Source organism: Sphingomonas bacterium (genome assembly GCF_028289855.1).
Taxonomy (GTDB): domain Bacteria; phylum Pseudomonadota; class Alphaproteobacteria; order Sphingomonadales; family Sphingomonadaceae; genus Sphingomonas.
Window position 1 is genome coordinate 1 of record NZ_JAQGKZ010000040.1, and the last position, 14590, is coordinate 14590.

The 14590-nt window shown below is 65.3% G+C and carries 20 protein-coding genes, 1 tRNA gene and 1 pseudogene; 10 read left to right on the forward strand and 12 right to left on the reverse strand.

Translation table 11 applies throughout. From position 1 onward, the window contains the following. The 3 genes and pseudogenes from JWM94_RS03600 to JWM94_RS03610 all read right to left on the reverse strand — a co-directional run. Nucleotides 1-86, reverse strand: a pseudogene (locus tag JWM94_RS03600) (elongation factor P); the annotation flags it as partial. Between the two features lie 35 nt (nucleotides 87-121). Continuing rightward, entirely contained in the window at nucleotides 122-820 is a 699-nt protein-coding gene (thiE, locus tag JWM94_RS03605; protein WP_299421917.1) for a thiamine phosphate synthase, read from the reverse strand. After that, nucleotides 817-1488 carry an O-methyltransferase gene (locus JWM94_RS03610; RefSeq protein WP_299421922.1) on the reverse strand — a complete coding sequence of 224 codons (672 nt, stop codon included), beginning with the start codon at nucleotides 1486-1488 and terminating at the stop codon, nucleotides 817-819. The genes thiE and JWM94_RS03610 overlap by 4 nt, the downstream gene beginning before the upstream one ends. A gap of 119 nt (nucleotides 1489-1607) precedes the next feature. Here JWM94_RS03610 and JWM94_RS03615 point away from each other — a divergent pair, with 119 nt between their 5' ends. Beyond that, on the forward strand, nucleotides 1608-2081 hold the full coding sequence (locus JWM94_RS03615; RefSeq protein WP_299421925.1) for an SRPBCC family protein: 474 nt from the start codon (nucleotides 1608-1610) through the stop codon (nucleotides 2079-2081). 4 nt (nucleotides 2082-2085) lie between these two features. Then, on the forward strand, nucleotides 2086-2403 hold the full coding sequence (locus tag JWM94_RS03620) for a helix-turn-helix transcriptional regulator (protein WP_299421930.1): 318 nt from the start codon (nucleotides 2086-2088) through the stop codon (nucleotides 2401-2403). A gap of 1 nt (nucleotide 2404) precedes the next feature. Here the strand turns inward: JWM94_RS03620 and JWM94_RS03625 are convergent, their stop codons facing one another. After that, nucleotides 2405-3310 carry a fructose bisphosphate aldolase gene (locus JWM94_RS03625; protein WP_299421933.1) on the reverse strand — a complete coding sequence of 302 codons (906 nt, stop codon included), beginning with the start codon at nucleotides 3308-3310 and terminating at the stop codon, nucleotides 2405-2407. 255 nt (nucleotides 3311-3565) lie between these two features. On the opposite strand from JWM94_RS03625, the gene JWM94_RS03630 reads away from it, so the two are divergent. Both JWM94_RS03630 and JWM94_RS03635 read left to right on the forward strand, forming a co-directional pair. After that, the gene (locus JWM94_RS03630; RefSeq protein ID WP_299422013.1) at nucleotides 3566-3979 is read left to right on the forward strand and encodes a TlpA disulfide reductase family protein; all 414 of its coding nucleotides are present in this window, start codon (nucleotides 3566-3568) and stop codon (nucleotides 3977-3979) included. A 2-nt stretch (nucleotides 3980-3981) separates the two neighbouring features. Then, nucleotides 3982-4464: a TlpA disulfide reductase family protein gene (locus JWM94_RS03635; protein ID WP_299421936.1), complete on the forward strand. Its 483-nt coding sequence runs from the start codon at nucleotides 3982-3984 to the stop codon at nucleotides 4462-4464. Here the strand turns inward: JWM94_RS03635 and pgk are convergent. Genes pgk through gap form a run of 3 tightly spaced genes read right to left on the reverse strand, consistent with a single transcriptional unit; the run spans nucleotide 4451 to nucleotide 7103 of the window. Beyond that, nucleotides 4451-5647: a phosphoglycerate kinase gene (gene pgk / locus JWM94_RS03640; RefSeq protein WP_299421941.1), complete on the reverse strand. Its 1197-nt coding sequence runs from the start codon at nucleotides 5645-5647 to the stop codon at nucleotides 4451-4453. The genes JWM94_RS03635 and pgk overlap by 14 nt on opposite strands. Beyond that, complete coding sequence (locus tag JWM94_RS03645) at nucleotides 5644-6090, reverse strand: MOSC domain-containing protein (protein ID WP_299421944.1); 447 nt, start codon at nucleotides 6088-6090, stop codon at nucleotides 5644-5646. The genes pgk and JWM94_RS03645 overlap by 4 nt, the downstream gene beginning before the upstream one ends. Before the next feature lie 2 nt (nucleotides 6091-6092). Continuing rightward, the gene (gap, locus tag JWM94_RS03650; protein ID WP_299421947.1) at nucleotides 6093-7103 is read right to left on the reverse strand and encodes a type I glyceraldehyde-3-phosphate dehydrogenase; all 1011 of its coding nucleotides are present in this window, start codon (nucleotides 7101-7103) and stop codon (nucleotides 6093-6095) included. 144 nt (nucleotides 7104-7247) lie between these two features. Between gap and JWM94_RS03655 the strand changes: the two genes are divergently transcribed. The 4 genes from JWM94_RS03655 to JWM94_RS03670 all read left to right on the forward strand — a co-directional run bounded on the left by JWM94_RS03655 (nucleotide 7248) and on the right by JWM94_RS03670 (nucleotide 8777). Beyond that, the gene (locus JWM94_RS03655; protein WP_299421955.1) at nucleotides 7248-7421 is read left to right on the forward strand and encodes a hypothetical protein; all 174 of its coding nucleotides are present in this window, start codon (nucleotides 7248-7250) and stop codon (nucleotides 7419-7421) included. Then, complete coding sequence (locus JWM94_RS03660) at nucleotides 7414-7722, forward strand: cell division protein ZapA (RefSeq protein ID WP_299421959.1); 309 nt, start codon at nucleotides 7414-7416, stop codon at nucleotides 7720-7722. The genes JWM94_RS03655 and JWM94_RS03660 overlap by 8 nt, the downstream gene beginning before the upstream one ends. 279 nt (nucleotides 7723-8001) lie before the next feature. Then, nucleotides 8002-8547: a 5-formyltetrahydrofolate cyclo-ligase gene (locus tag JWM94_RS03665; RefSeq protein ID WP_299421962.1), complete on the forward strand. Its 546-nt coding sequence runs from the start codon at nucleotides 8002-8004 to the stop codon at nucleotides 8545-8547. After that, nucleotides 8544-8777 carry a DUF2842 domain-containing protein gene (locus tag JWM94_RS03670; protein ID WP_299421965.1) on the forward strand — a complete coding sequence of 78 codons (234 nt, stop codon included), beginning with the start codon at nucleotides 8544-8546 and terminating at the stop codon, nucleotides 8775-8777. The genes JWM94_RS03665 and JWM94_RS03670 overlap by 4 nt, the downstream gene beginning before the upstream one ends. 101 nt (nucleotides 8778-8878) lie before the next feature. On the opposite strand, the gene JWM94_RS03675 is transcribed toward JWM94_RS03670, so the two are convergent. Both JWM94_RS03675 and JWM94_RS03680 read right to left on the reverse strand, forming a co-directional pair. Continuing rightward, nucleotides 8879-8955: transfer RNA gene (locus JWM94_RS03675), tRNA-Asp, on the reverse strand. Between the two features lie 68 nt (nucleotides 8956-9023). After that, a complete protein-coding gene (locus JWM94_RS03680) occupies nucleotides 9024-10208 on the reverse strand; it encodes an AI-2E family transporter (RefSeq protein ID WP_299421969.1) in 1185 nt (394 codons plus the stop codon). 53 nt (nucleotides 10209-10261) lie between these two features. Between JWM94_RS03680 and glpK the strand changes: the two genes are divergently transcribed. Further along, nucleotides 10262-11731 (forward strand): glycerol kinase GlpK, encoded by a 1470-nt coding sequence (gene glpK / locus JWM94_RS03685; RefSeq protein ID WP_299421972.1) that lies wholly within the window; start codon nucleotides 10262-10264, stop codon nucleotides 11729-11731. On the opposite strand, the gene JWM94_RS03690 is transcribed toward glpK, so the two are convergent. After that, nucleotides 11728-12453 carry a Crp/Fnr family transcriptional regulator gene (locus JWM94_RS03690; RefSeq protein WP_299421974.1) on the reverse strand — a complete coding sequence of 242 codons (726 nt, stop codon included), beginning with the start codon at nucleotides 12451-12453 and terminating at the stop codon, nucleotides 11728-11730. The genes glpK and JWM94_RS03690 overlap by 4 nt on opposite strands. 43 nt (nucleotides 12454-12496) lie before the next feature. Further along, complete coding sequence (locus JWM94_RS03695; RefSeq protein WP_299421976.1) at nucleotides 12497-13054, reverse strand: GNAT family N-acetyltransferase; 558 nt, start codon at nucleotides 13052-13054, stop codon at nucleotides 12497-12499. A 118-nt stretch (nucleotides 13055-13172) separates the two neighbouring features. Here JWM94_RS03695 and JWM94_RS03700 point away from each other — a divergent pair, with 118 nt between their 5' ends. Then, a complete protein-coding gene (locus tag JWM94_RS03700) occupies nucleotides 13173-14444 on the forward strand; it encodes an MFS transporter (RefSeq protein WP_299421979.1) in 1272 nt (423 codons plus the stop codon). Here the strand turns inward: JWM94_RS03700 and JWM94_RS03705 are convergent. Then, a complete protein-coding gene (locus tag JWM94_RS03705) occupies nucleotides 14441-14575 on the reverse strand; it encodes a hypothetical protein (protein WP_299421981.1) in 135 nt (44 codons plus the stop codon). The two genes, JWM94_RS03700 and JWM94_RS03705, sit on opposite strands and share 4 nt — an antisense overlap. Nucleotides 14576-14590 lie beyond the last annotated feature (15 nt).

Consider the following 14590-nt stretch of genomic DNA (forward strand, 5'->3'; position numbering starts at 1 on the left):
GTGTGCTGGATCTTGACGGTCTTCCAGATGCCGCCTTCATATTCGAGGATGTTGCCGGGACGAATCTCGACCGCGTTGATCTTCATGGGGGTAACCTGATGGAAAGGTGGAAGCGCGGCCTTTAGCCAGCGCGGCCCTTTCCGGCAAGCACAGCGGCGAACGCCTGGACGGCTGCGGCTTCGTCCCCGTCCCACACAGCGTTCGACACCGCCAGAAAATCGGCACCAGCCGCGATCAATGGTGACGCGTTGCCGGGCGTGATCCCGCCGATTGCGACCGAAGGCAATTCGAACAGCGCCGACCACCAGCTCAGGATAATCGGCTCGGGGTGGTGCTGCACTTCCTTGGTGGTAGTCGGATAGAAGGCGCCGAAAGCGACATAATCCGCACCCGCGTCACCCGCTTCCATCGCCAGGTGGCGGCTGTCGTGACAGGTCACGCCGATCTGAAGGTCCGGCCCGAGGATCGCGCGTGCTTCCCTGGGATCACCGTCGCCCTGCCCCAGATGCACGCCGTCCGCGCCCAATCGTTTGGCGAGCGAGACGCTATCGTTGACGATGAACGCAACCTCGCGGTCGGCGCAGAGGCGCTGCAGCGGCTCGGCCAGCCGAGCCGCCTCGTGTTGGTCGATGTCTTTCACGCGAAGCTGGAACGCCGCGACCGCACCGGCATCGAGCGCGCGCACCAGGCGGTCGGGGAAGTCACCGCCCACATCGAGCGGCGAGATCAGGTACAGCTGACAAGGCGGCCGCCGCATGTCGCGCACGAAATTGGCGGCGAAATCGGGGTCGAGCGGACCGAGTGGGTCGTCGTCGATCATTTGACCATCGCCATCAGGAATCCGTCCCACTTCTTCACGCCTACCGTCTGTACCGCGGTTGCGGTCAGGCGCGGTTCGGCGGCGACCATCTCGAACAGCTTGCGCGTGCCCTGGATGCGCACATCGTCACTGTCGGCATCGAGCACGCCCCCTTCGCGGATGACGTTATCGACGATGATCGTCGTGCCCGACCGCGACAGCCGGATCGCATGCTCGACATAGGCCGCGTTGTTTTCCTTGTCGGCGTCGATAAACACAAAATCGAACGGCCCGGTCAGCGTCGTCAGGCTGTCCAATGCCGGGCCGGTGATCACCTCGACGCGATCGTCCAGTCCCGCCGCTGCGATGTTGGCGCGGGCGACATCGGCATGGTGCGGGTCGATCTCCAACGTCAGCAGTTCGCCATCGTCGGGCAGCGCGCGCGCCAGTTCGATTGTCGAATAACCGCCGAGCGTCCCGACCTCCAAGATTCGCCGTGCTCCCGCCATCCGCGCCAACAGATGCAGCATCCGTCCCTGCGCCGGCGACACGTCGATGTCGGGCAGCCCGCCCGCCGCGTTCGCCAGGAGCGCCGCTGTCAGCGACGGGGCATCGCCGAGCAATCGATCGCCGATATAGGAATCGACCGCTGCCCAGGCTGGATCCGGCGTTTGTATGCGTTCGACCATGTTTCCGGCCTTCCTATTCCCTCGCACTCACGTCAAGGCACCCATAGTGAAGTCACCACTTGACTGTCTGAAATGCGATCTATATTGAAGTCACAGCTTCACTATAAAGGATCGTCGTCATGCCCGATGCCGCCGTCACGCACGCCACTTTCATCGTAGAGCGCAGCTACAAGGCCTCGCCGGCCAAGGTGTTTGCAGCATTGAGCGATCCCGCGATCAAGCGGTTGTGGTTCGCCGCAAGCGACCACCATGAACTCGTCGCGTTCGACAGCGACTTTCGCCCCGGCGGCACGCAGCACCTCGAGTACAAATTCGGCGACAACAGCCCCTTCCCCGGCGTGTCGTTAACCGACGACAGCGCGTTCCAGGCGATCGTGCCCGACAGCCGCATCGTCTCCTCCAGCATGATGGCGATCGGCGGGCGGCCGATGTCGGTGTCGCTCACCACGTACGAGCTGTTGCCCGATGGCGAGGGCACCGACCTGGTCTGCACCAACCAAGTCGCCTTCTTCGAAAATTCGGATGGGCCCGTGATGCGCGAACAGGGCTGGCGCGTGCTGCTCGACAAATTGGGCGCGGTGCTCGAAGGCTGAGCGGGTGAAACCCGATTTCGACCGATTGTTCCAGGCGCTCGGCGACCCGACCCGGCGCGCGATCGTCGATCGGCTTGCCGAAGGGCCGGCCTCGGTCTCGCGCCTCGCCGAGCCGCTGAAGATCACCGTGACGGCGGTCGCTCAACACCTGCACATACTCGAACAATGCGGCGTGGTGCGCACCGAAAAGGTCGGGCGGGTGCGTACGGCGTCGCTCGTGCCCGACGGATTGACGCCGCTCGAGCGATGGGCGCGAGAGCGGCGCTCGATGCTGGAAAAACGGCTGGATCGCCTCGCCGACGTCCTCGGCGAGAGCGAATAGATCAGGCGGCGTCCGCGGTTTTCTCGACCGAAGCAGTGTAGATTTCGTCGATCGCCGCGCCCAGCGAGGCGTCGAATTCGGCGTCGGTCATCTGGAAGCGCAAATCCTCCAGCAAGGCGCGGCTGAAGCTCGCGATCATGCCCTTGTTGCGCGCCAGCTCGCCGCAGGCCTCGGCGCGGTGGAAGCCGCCCGACAGCGCGACGACCTTGAGCACGCGAGGATGCGCGGCCAGCGTCGCATACTGCCCGCGATTGGCCGGCAGCGAGAGCTTCAGCATGACCTTCGCGTCGCCGGTCATCGCGTCGAGCGCCTTCTTGAGCTCGTCGGCCAAAATCGCGTCGGCTTCGGCGCGTTCCGGGCTCTCGATGTTGACCTCGGGCTCGATGATCGGAACCATACCTTGCCCGAGCACTTGCTGCGCCACTTCGAACTGTTGCGCGATGATCGCGGCAATGCCCTGACGGTTGGCAAAGTTGATCACCGACCGTTCCTTGGTCCCGAACAGGCCGAGCGTCGCGGCGCGCGTAAGCAGGGCGTCGAGCCCCGGCATCGGCTTCATCAGCTGAACGCCGTTCGCTTCGTCCTCCAGCCCCTTGTCGATCTTCAGGAACGGCACAACGCCACGGTCGTGCAGCGCCTGCGGCACCGGCGTGCCGTTCGCCTGCCCGTCCATCGTCCGCTCGAACAGGATCGCGGCGATCACTTTATCGCCGGTGAACGTCGGGGAAGTGATGATCCGCACACGCATCTGGTGGATCAGGTCGAACATCCCCGCATCGTCGGCCCACGCGCCTTCCTCAATGCCGTATCCCTTGAGCGCCTTCGGCGTCGATCCGCCCGATTGGTCGAGCGCGGCGATGAAGCCGTGCCCGGCGGCAATCTTGGCGGTCATCTCGGCGGTATTCATCGGGATTCCTGTCAGCGCTGCTTCATTGTGGCGCGGCTGATAAAGGGGGCAGACATTATCCGCAACCAGTCGCCAACGAGCGATTGACGCTCGCCCCGCGCTCGGCCACGATCCCCTGAGCAAGCGCAGGGGGCGCAAATGAAGACTGGCAATATCAAACGGTTCGCAATTGCGTTACTGCTCGCTGCAGGTTTGGCGCTAGCTGGCTCCGCAACGCCGGCCAACGCTGGCGGCGGCAAGGTGAAGGTCGGCGAGATGGCGCCCGATTTCACGCTGAAGCTGACCGACAAGACCAAGATTACGCGCGACGAGTTGCGCGGCCAGGTCGTGGTGCTCAATTTTTGGGCGACGTGGTGCGGACCGTGCCGGACCGAACTGCCGCTGCTCGACGCCTATTACCAGACCCAGCAGAAAGCCGGATTGCGCGTTTTTGCCGTCGCGACCGAGGATTCGGTCCCCGCCTATCAAATGAAAAAACTGTTCGCAGCGATGCACATCACCCCGGCCTTGGGGATCAAGGGCCCGTATGACGTGATGGATGGCGTGCCGACCAACATCGTGATCGGGCGCGACGGCCGCATACGTTATGCCAAGGCAAATGCGTTCGACCTCGACCAGCTCAACGCGTTGCTGGTCCCGCTCTTGCGCGAGCCGGTCCCGGCGACGTGAACATGACCCGCGCATTCAAGGTGTTTGCCGCGGCCACGGCGTTGCTGATGTCGGCCGATGCCGGCTCCGCCGCGACCGGCAATGACGTCATCAACAGCTTCCGCTTCACGCTCGCCGACGGCACCGTGCTGACCAGCGCCAACCTGCGCGGGCGCGTGGTGATGGTGAACTTCTGGGCGAGCTGGTGCGTGCCGTGCCGCAAGGAACTCCCGCTGCTCAACAGCTATTACCGCGCGCATCGTGCCGATGGGCTGGTCGTCATCGGTGTTGCCGCGGATCCGGGCGAGGATGGGCGTGGACGCTGGCTGTCGCCCACGATCGCCTTCCCGCAAGCCGCCCGAGTCGGCGGCCCGGACTATCGCTTGCCGGCAATCCCGATGAACTATGTGATCGGCCGCGACGGCAAGGTGGCCTATGCCAAGTCGGGAGCGTTCGACCAGGCCAAGCTCGACACGATCGTCGGGCCGCTGCTCAAGAAGCGCTGAGCGCTTTCACCCCCGGCAATTCCTTGCCCTCCATCCATTCGAGAAACGCGCCGCCGGCGGTCGAGACGAACGTCATATCGCCGACGACACCCGCCTGGTTGAGCGCCGCCACGGTGTCGCCGCCGCCCGCCACCGATACCAGTGAGCCTTCGCGGGTGAGCGCTGCCGCGGTTCTGGCCAGCGCCATGGTTGCGGTATCGAACGGCGGCGTCTCGAACGCGCCGAGCGGTCCGTTCCAGACGAGCGTGCGACACGTCTTGAGCACGTCCGCCAGCGCCTCGGTCGCAGCCGGGCCGATATCGAGGATCATCTCGTCGGCGGCGACTTCGTGGACGTTGCAGGTGCGCAACGAAGGTGGATTGGCCGCGAACTCCGTCGCGACCACCACGTCATAGGGCAAGTGGATCGTGCAACCGGTACGATCGGCAGCGTCGAAAATCTCTTCTGCCGTATCGATCAGATCATGTTCGGCCAGGCTCTTGCCGACATTTACCCCGCGCGCGGCGAGGAAGGTGTTGGCCATCCCGCCGCCGATGATCAGATGATCGACCTTGTCGACCAGGTGTTTGAGCACATCGAGTTTGGACGACACCTTCGCCCCGCCGACGACCGCCGCGACCGGATGCTCGGGCGCGCCGAGCGCCTTGTCGAGCGCGTCGAGCTCGGCCTCCATCTGGCGGCCGGCGAAGGCGGGAAGCCGATGCGCCAGTCCTTCGGTCGAAGCGTGCGCGCGGTGTGCAGCGGAAAAAGCGTCGTTGACATAGAGATCGCCAAGCGCGGCGAGTCGCTTCACCGTTTCGGTATCATTGGTTTCCTCGCCGGGATCGAAGCGCGTATTTTCGAGGATCGCGACATCGCCCTCCCCAAGCGTCGCGATCGCATCGCCCGCACCGTCCATGTCGATAAACCGCACCGGCCGCCCGAGCACTTGCTCGAAAGGCCTGGTCATGAGCGCCAAGCTCATTTGCGCGTTACGCTGCCCCTTGGGCCGCCCGAAATGCGACAGCACGATCACCTTCGCACCGCGATCGGCGAGCTCGGCAACGGTCGGCACCGCGGCGCGCAGCCGGGTGTCGTCGGTCACCGCGCCATCGGCCATCGGTACGTTCAAATCCTCGCGCACCAGCACGCGCTTGCCCGCGATGTCGCCCATATCGTCAAGCGTTTTGAACGGCCTGGTCATTGTTCTTCGATCCTGATCTCATCGCCGACCGCGATTATGCCGCCGGCTATTACCTTGCCGCCAGCACCGCCGCGCCAGTCGGGTTCGAGCGCGCAGCGCAGCCCGGGCGCCAGATCGTCCATCCGCTGGCACGGGTCGATTTCGGTCTTGAGTTCGATCACCACATCGGCACCGATCCGGATGCGGACATCGCCACCATGCGGCAGGTCGAAATCCTCGACCAGCAAGTTCGCTCGCCGCGCCCACCACGGGAGTTCGATACCGGCTTCCCCCGTCGCTGCGGCCCAATCGTTCGCTTCGATCAGCGATACCTGGCGCTTGGTCTTGCCGCCGTTGCAGTCGCCCTCGACCCCGCTTTCGGGCGTCACCAGCACGCGATCGAGCACTTCGATCGGCCCACGCCGTCGCGCATGGCGCGCGATCCCGGCCAATCGGCCCGTCACGGTCAGATCAGCGCCGCCATCGCCTTGGCGGTGTCGACCATGCGATTGGAGAAACCCCATTCATTGTCGTACCAGCTAACGACGCGGACCAGCTTGCCGTCCATCACGGCGGTTTCCAGGCTGTCGACGGTCGACGAGGCAGGATCGCCCTGTAGGTCGATCGAGACCAACGGCTCGTCGGTATAGGCCAGCACGCCCTTCAACGGCCCGCTCTCGCTTGCTGCCTTGAGCGCGGCGTTGACCTCGTCGCGAGTCACGTCGCGGCTCGGGGTGAAAGTGAGGTCGATCAGCGACACGTCGGGGGTCGGCACGCGGATCGCCGATCCGTCGAGCTTGCCCTTCAGTTCGGGCAGCACTTCACCGACGGCGCGCGCGGCGCCTGTCGTCGTCGGGATCATCGACATGCCGGCGGCGCGCGCGCGGCGCATGTCGCTGTGGATCTGGTCGAGAATCTTCTGGTCATTGGTGTAGGCATGGACCGTGGTCATCAACCCGCGTTCGATCCCGAACGTGTCGTTGAGCACCTTGGCGACCGGGGCGAGACAATTGGTCGTGCACGACGCGTTCGACACGATCGTCATGTCGGCGGTCAGCTTCTCGTGATTGACGCCGAACACGACGGTCAGATCGACGCCCTTGCCGGGCGCCGAGATCAGCACCTTCTTGGCACCAGCGTCGATATGCTTCTGGCAGGATTCGCGGTCGGTGAAGAAGCCGGTGCATTCGAGCACGATATCGACGCCGAGTTCGCCGTGCGGAAGTTTGGCGGGGTCCCGCTCGGCGGTGACGCGGATGCGCTTCCCGTCGATCACCAGGTCGTCGCCCTCTGCGCTCACCGTGCCGGGCCACATGCCGTGGACCGAATCGCGCTTGAACAGGAAGGCGTTCGACTTGGCGTCGCCCAGATCGTTGATCGCAACGAGATCGAGCCCGGTGTCGCCCTGCGCCAGCATCGCGCGCGCCACCAGCCGCCCGATCCGCCCGAACCCGTTGATCGCAACCTTCACCGCCATGTGCTTGCTCCTGCTGTGGCCAAGGCGCTCGCGAAGGGGCCGGCCGCTCGCGGGTGCCTTTGCGGATGCAGGCGCGGCGCGTCAACCTTGGCCCGCGTTGAATCGAGGTTGCCGCGCCGTCCACCCGTGCTATTTCGCTTAACCATGGCAGATGCATCCCCGACCGACCGGATCGACGCGGCACTCTCGCGGATCGAACGCGCGGCCCAGTCGCGCGACCGTTCGGCGAGCGACTTGAAACAGCGTCACGACGCGTTGCGCGCGAAGGTCGGCGAAGCGATCTCGGCGCTCGACGCGCTGGGGGCGAAAAATGGCTGAAGTCACGCTGACGATCGGCGATCGACGTCATAACGTCACCTGTCGCGACGGCGAGGAAGCGCAGCTGCGCCGGCTGGGCGACATGCTCGATCAGCGTTGGGCATCCGCCAACCGCGCATCGGGCGGGCTGAACGCCGAACGCACGATGCTGCTGGTTGCGCTGATGCTGGCCGATGGCCTGGAAGCCGCGGAGAACCGGCCGGCGGGCGATGGCGGTGCAAGCCCGGCCTATCTCACCCGGCTGGCGGAGCGGTTAGAGGGAATCGCGGACGCCCTTGAGAAACCCGGCGCGGACGCCTAGATTGGTTGGCGGCGGGCACTGCCCGGTACGAGCCTTTATTATCCCTGAGGCTATTCATCATCCATGGGGACTGTCCCTGCCCGGATCCTGGTCCGACGTATATGGTCCCCACCTGACGTACCGTGCGTCAGAGGATAACCCGGCCAACGGCCACGGCGGTCCCGCCACCCGCGCCGCGCGCATGACGACAGCGGAGCTTTCGCCAAGACGCGCAAGCGCGGCCGGCGGGTCGCGCCAGCGAACCCGTCCGACGACGCGGCTTTGCCGCGGCGCGCCAGCATGAAGATCGATAAAGCTGCACTACGCGCACACGTTCGGGCCGCGCGCGATGCCTTCGTCGCCGGTGGCCCGACTGGCATCGCGGTACCGCGGGAATTTCTCAAACGGCTGGAGCATGGACTGACCGTCTCCTCGTATGTCCCGATCGGCAGCGAAGCCGACCCCTCACCGCTCGCGCGCGCCGCGATGGACGCGGGCTGCGTTCTCGCGCTCCCCCACGTCACCGTCCGCAGCGAGCCGATGCGCTTCCTCGCCTGGGAAACCGAAGCCGCGCTCGAAGCAGGCCCGTTCGGCCTAAGCCAGCCGGCGGGCAACGCGATCGAACTGCGTCCCGACATCATCCTGGCCCCGCTCGTCTCATTCGACGCTGAGCTGAACCGGCTCGGCCAGGGCGCGGGCTATTACGACCGTGCCTTCGCACGTTTCCCCGATGCCTGGCGGGTCGGGGTTGCGTGGAGCGTTCAGCAGGTCGAGGACATTCCTGCCGAGGGATGGGACGTACCGCTCCATGCGATCGTCACCGAACAAGGATGGATCACGCGATGACCCCAAAGGACACCAGCGTCCCGCGCTGGCAGAAACCCGTCGGGATGCTCGCGATCCTGGCGTTGATCGCGGTCTGGTGCGTCGGCATTGTGAGCCTGTCGCCCTGGATCGGGCAATGGCATCCGCTGATCCAGCTCGCTTTCTACGTTGTCGCCGGGATCGTCTGGTTGTGGCTACTGCCGATGCGGCGCTTGCTCAGCTGGATGGAGACGGGGCGGTGGCGGCGGTAACGCGCCGCGGCAAAGCCGCGTCGTCGGTCGGCGCTGCGCTCCGCCGGCCGAGCTTGTCGAGATGCGCGATAGCTTCGCTAGCGCGTCTTTCGACTGCGCTATGGCGCGAGTGACGGGGCTCGAACCCGCGACCTCCGGCGTGACAGGCCGGCGCTCTAACCAACTGAGCTACACCCGCTTGGGAAGCGTGAGGCGCGGCCACTAAGCGAGGTGCCCTACCCTGTCAACGCGTTCCGGGCCGGATCGCTAATTTCTGCGAATACCGAACCGCCCGCGCTTGCGCTCGCTGACCAATGTGCCGCGTTCGAACAGGAAGCCGGCGATATCGGGCTTGCCCGCCGCGCCGATGACGGTCTGAATGATGATCAGCAGCGGCACCGCGAGCAACGCGCCGGGGGTGCCCCACACCCAGCTCCAGAAGCTCAGCGATATCAGGATCAGCACCGGATTGATCGTCAGCCGGTGCCCCACGATCAACGGCGTTACCACATTGGCCTCGACCAGATGGCACCCGATCATGATTGCCGCGGGAATCATCGCGATCCAGAAATCGTTGAACGTCATCAATCCGCCAATCGCGAGCAGCAACGCCGCGACGATCGGACCGAAATAGGGCACGTAGTTGAGCAGCGCCGCGATGCCGCCCCACATCGCCGGATAGGGCATCCCGACCATCCACAACGCCGTCCCGACGATCGCGCCGAGCACCACGTTGATCAGCGTGATCGTGCCCAAATAGGCCGACACGTCGTCGACCACATCCTGGATCACCCGAGCGGTCGCCATCGCCCCGCCGAAGCTCTGGCGGCTGGTGATCGTCTTGCGTCGCGTGCGGCTCCATCCGGCGAGGAAGAAGAACACCACCAGCACCCCGAAGAACACCTGGATGATCGCGGTCGGCGCCGAGGTCGCGGCGAGTTCGAGGAGCGATCCCGGCGGCGCGACCGCCGTGGTCGGCGATGCCTTGACCGGGCCGGTATTGGCCAGATGCGTGATCGTGCGATTGAGGTATTTTTCGAGAGTCGTGTAGAGATCGAGCAACGGTGCAAGGTTCGCCTGGATGCGGTCGATCCGCTCGGGCAGCTTGCGGAAGAATTCGATCGCCGGGACGACGATCGCCGCCAGCGCGACGTTGGCCGCCGCGAGAAAGGTTACCACGCAGATCAACGCGGCGAGCCACGACGGCAACCGCCGCCGCTCGAGCCATTCGAGAATCGGGATCAGCGCGATCGCGATCACCAGCGAAATCGTCACCGGCAGGAAGAATTCGGCCCCAGCCTTCAGCGCGAACGGCAGCCCGAGGACCAGCGCCACGCCCGCGATCAGCGTCAGGGCGGCGAGCAGGCGGTCGCGGCGATCGTCGATTGCCGGCGCGCCGTCTTCGATGGCGGGCACGGGCGCTTCGATCCCGGGTTCGTTGACGGCTTCCATGCCGCATTCGTAGCGGCATTCCATCGCAAAGTAATCCCGGCTAGCGTCGTCGGATGCCCGATAAATTGCTGGTCATCGACGAAGGCACCACATCCACCCGCGCGATGCTGTTCGCGGCCAGTGGCGCCTGCCTGGGCAGCAAATCGGCCGACCTGACGCAGCATTATCCCGCCCCCGGGATGGTCGAACACGACGCCGCCGAAATCTGGGAGCGCACGTTCGTCTGCGTGAAAGCGATGGTGAAGAAGGCCGGCGGTGCGAAGAATGTGGCCGCGATCGGCATCACCAATCAGCGCGAGACGGTGGTGTTCTGGGACAAGACGACCGGCGAGCCGCTTGCCCCCGCGATCGTCTGGCAGGACCGGCGCACGGCTGCGATGTGCCGCAAACTGAAGGATGCCGGGCACGAGCCGACCGTCCAGGCGCGGACGGGATTGTTGCTCGATCCGTATTTCTCAGGCTCGAAGATCGGCTGGGCGATGGCGAACTGGCCGCAACTCAAAGCCGCCGGCGACAGACTGGCGGTCGGGACAATCGATTCGTGGCTGGTGTGGAAGCTCACCGGCGGATTGCACATTACGGACGCGACGAATGCCAGCCGCACCGCACTTATGGCAATCGGCAGCGGGCATTGGGACGACGGGCTGATCGACCTGTTCGACGCACCCCGCGCGGCACTTCCCGAGATCGTCGATTGCGCGGGCCGCTACGGCGAAACCGCGCTGTTCGGAGCCCCCCTCCCGATCTGCGGCATGGCCGGCGACCAGCAAGCCGCGACGATCGGCCAGGCATGCCTCGACCCCGGCGACACCAAGGCGACGTTCGGCACCGGCGCGTTCGTGCTGACGCAATACGGTACGAAGCAGCCGACTTCGAAGAACCGCTTGCTCGCGACGATCGCGTGGCAACTCGGCGGCCGCCGCGCCTACGCGCTCGAAGGATCGGTGTTCGTCGCCGGCAGCTTGGTTCAATGGCTGCGCGATTCGGTGAAGCTAATCGAGACGGCGCAGGAAACCGAAGCGCTCGCGCGGTCGGTCGATGACAATGCTGGCGTTTACCTCGTCCCGGCGCTTTCCGGCCTCGGCGCGCCATGGTGGGAAGCGGATGCGCGCGGCTCCATCTCCGGCCTCAGCTTTACGGCGACTCGTGCGCACATCGTCCGCGCCGCGCTGGAAGCGATGGCGCATCAGGCGCACGACCTGAAGACCGCGTTCGCTGCGGACGGTGCCGACTGGGCCGCCCTGAGGATCGACGGCGGAATGGTTGCCAACGACTGGATCGCACAGGATCTCGCCGACCTGCTCGACGTGCGCGTCGAGCGGCCCGCCTTCACCGAAACCACCGCCTTGGGCGCGGCGATGCTGGCTGGTGTCGGCTGCGGCCTGTTCGCCGACCTGAAAGCGGCATCGGCGATGCGCGGCACGATTGAGACGTTCAAGCCCGCCATGGACAACAAGGTCCGCCAGGCTCGGCTCGACGGTTGGGAGAAAGCGGTAAAGTCGGTCGTCGCAACCGCCGCCTAAGGTGTGCGAATCTCGTCGTCGAAATAGAGGTAATCGGGCTGGAATTCGCCGGTATGCGCCAGCCGGTCGAAATCCATCACTGTGACCTGCCGGTCGGACACTTCGACCATCCCCGCCTCGCGCAACACGCGTAACGTGCGGTTGACGTGGACCGAGGTGAGCCCGCACGCTTCGCCCAGATCCTGCTGCGTTAGGGGCCAGGCAAACGTTTTGTCATGCACCAGCCCGACCGCGTCGAGCCGGGCATAAGTTTCGCACAGCATATGCGCGACGCGCCCGACCGCATCGAGCCGCCCGAGCCGGAATATCCATTCGCGGTGCATCGCCGCGTCGAGCAGCGTTGAGAACCACAGCACGCGGCCGAGATGCGGCAACCGCTCGATCAGCGCGGTCAGCTTGTCGTGCGGGGCGTAGGCGACCTGGCACTCGCTGAGCGTCGCGATGTCATGGTCGAGCCGTTGCAGCGGATAGCCGTGCAGATCGACGAAATCGCCCGGCGTCTGGACGCTGACCAGCTGACGATGCCCGTCGGAACCGTCCATGTAGCGCGACATGAAGCCCGAAATCAGGAACGTGCTGCGCGTCACGACGTCGCCGCGGCTGGTCACGATCTTGCGCCGGGGCAAGGTGACCGGCGCGGTCAGGATGCTTTCGATCGCTTCCTTTTCCTCGTCGCTCAGTTCGCGGCGGCGGCGGTTCTTGAGGAAATTGTCGGTGAGCATGTGCGCCTTATGTCTGGAAGTGGTGGAAGAGCAATAATTTAGGTTAGGGCGATGCGCGATCGTCGAGCAGCAACTGCAGGAATACCAAGTCGAGCCAGCGACCGAACTTCTCCGCGACCTGCGGCATCCGTCCGACTTCGCGAAACCCGAGCGCCACGTGCAGCGCGATCGAACCGGCATTGCCCGCCTCGACCCCCGCTACCATCGCATGCTTGCCCGCCGCCCGCGCGCGCTCGATCAGCCCGGTAAGCAACGCGCGACCAATCCCTTCGCGATGCCGGTCCGGCGCGACATAGATCGAATGCTCGACGGTGAAGCGATAACCGTCCCACGCGCGAAAATCGCCGAACGAGGCGAACCCGGCGATCGCGCCGTCGATCTCCGCGACCAGCACCGGAAACCCCGCTTCCTGCCGCTTCGTCAGCCAGATCTCGCGCGCCGCCAAATCGGATTCACCGGTATCGAAGATCGCGGTCGTCTCGCGCACGGCGTAATTGTACATCGGCAGGATGCCGACCGCATCGTTGGATGCTGCGTCGCGAATGACCGGAACATCGCGAACATTGTCTAGAGAGAGCACGATTGGAGCAACTTTCGCCATGTTTGCCTACCACGGGCAGCGATGGTGACAGGCGAAATCCCACATTGCCAGCGCGATGATTTGACTCGGCCGTGAAAGCCCCCTTGAAGCATGCAGCGGCTTTCCGGGGGGACGAGCGATGACGGACGAAGGCTCGACGCCGCCGCCGGTAACGCGCGCGCAAGTGCTTGGCGTAACCCTCGGCAACGCGCTCGAATTTTACGACTTTCTCGTCTTCAGCTTTTTCGCGGTGCAGATCGGCCAGTGTTTCTTCCCGGCGACCAACCCGCATTCGAGCCTGTTGCTCGCGCTCGCGACGTTCGGGGCGGGGTTCCTGACGCGACCGATCGGTGCGGTGGTGATCGGCGGGCTGGGCGACCGGATCGGGCGGCGGCCGATGATGCTGCTGTCGTTCGCGATGATCGGGCTGTCGACGCTGGGCGTGGCGATCACGCCATCCTACGCCGCGATCGGCATCGCCGCGCCGATCATCGTCATCCTGTGCCGGCTGGTGCAGGGCTTCGCGCTGGGCGGCGAGGTCGGCACGAGCACCGCCTTCCTCGCCGAAGCCGCGCCCGCGGCGAAGCGCGGCACCTACATTTCGATGCAATATGCCGGGCAAGGCGCCTCGACGTTGTTGGCGGGCGCGATCGGCGTGGGACTGGCGGCGAGCATGAACGATAGCGCGCTGGCAAGCTGGGGATGGCGCATCGCGATGGCGGTCGGGGTGACGATCGTGCCGGTCGGGCTCGTCCTGCGCGGACGGTTGCCGGAGACGCTGCACGCCACGGTGTCGGCAACCAAGGCGCCGCGGGTGCGCAGCTATGCCGGGGTGGCGATCTTCGCGTTCCTGACGATGCTGTCGGCGACGGTGTGCACCTATGTGCTTAATTACATGACGACCTTTGCCAAGGCCACATTGGGCATGCCGTCGGGCGTCGCGTTGGGCGCGACCGTGGCGGTCGGCGCGGGAAATCTGGTCGGTGCGTTGATCGGCGGCGTGATGTCCGATCGCCACGGGCGGCGGCCGTGGATGATCTGGCCGATGCTGGTGTTCACCGTGGCGGCGTTACCGGGGTTCTGGCTACTGACGCGCTACCCGTCTGCGGCGACGCTCTACGGCGTGAGTTTTGTGCTCCGCATGCTCTGCTCGATCGCGGCGACAAGCGCGTTGGTCGCGGTTGCCGAGGCCTTGCCCGCGCGCGTGCGGTCGGGCGCATTGGCGATCCTCTATGCCGTGGCGATATCGGTGTTCGGCGGAACGACGCAGTTCGTTATCGCCTGGCTGACCGGGGTGACCGGCAACCCGTTGGCGCCCGCATGGTACATGTTCGCGGCCGCCGTGCTGGGGCTCGTGGCAATGGCCTTCGCCCGCGAAACCGCGCCGGCGAAGGCCATCGCTTCGGCCTAGAATGGCAGCATGTGCAAATATTTGAGAACGCCGAGCACCGCCAGCAGGATCGCGATGGCGATAATGACATTCGCCACGTCAAAGCTGCTTTTTGCGACGACGGTACGCTCGTCGGTGTTGAGATCGGCCATGGTACATCCTCCGTT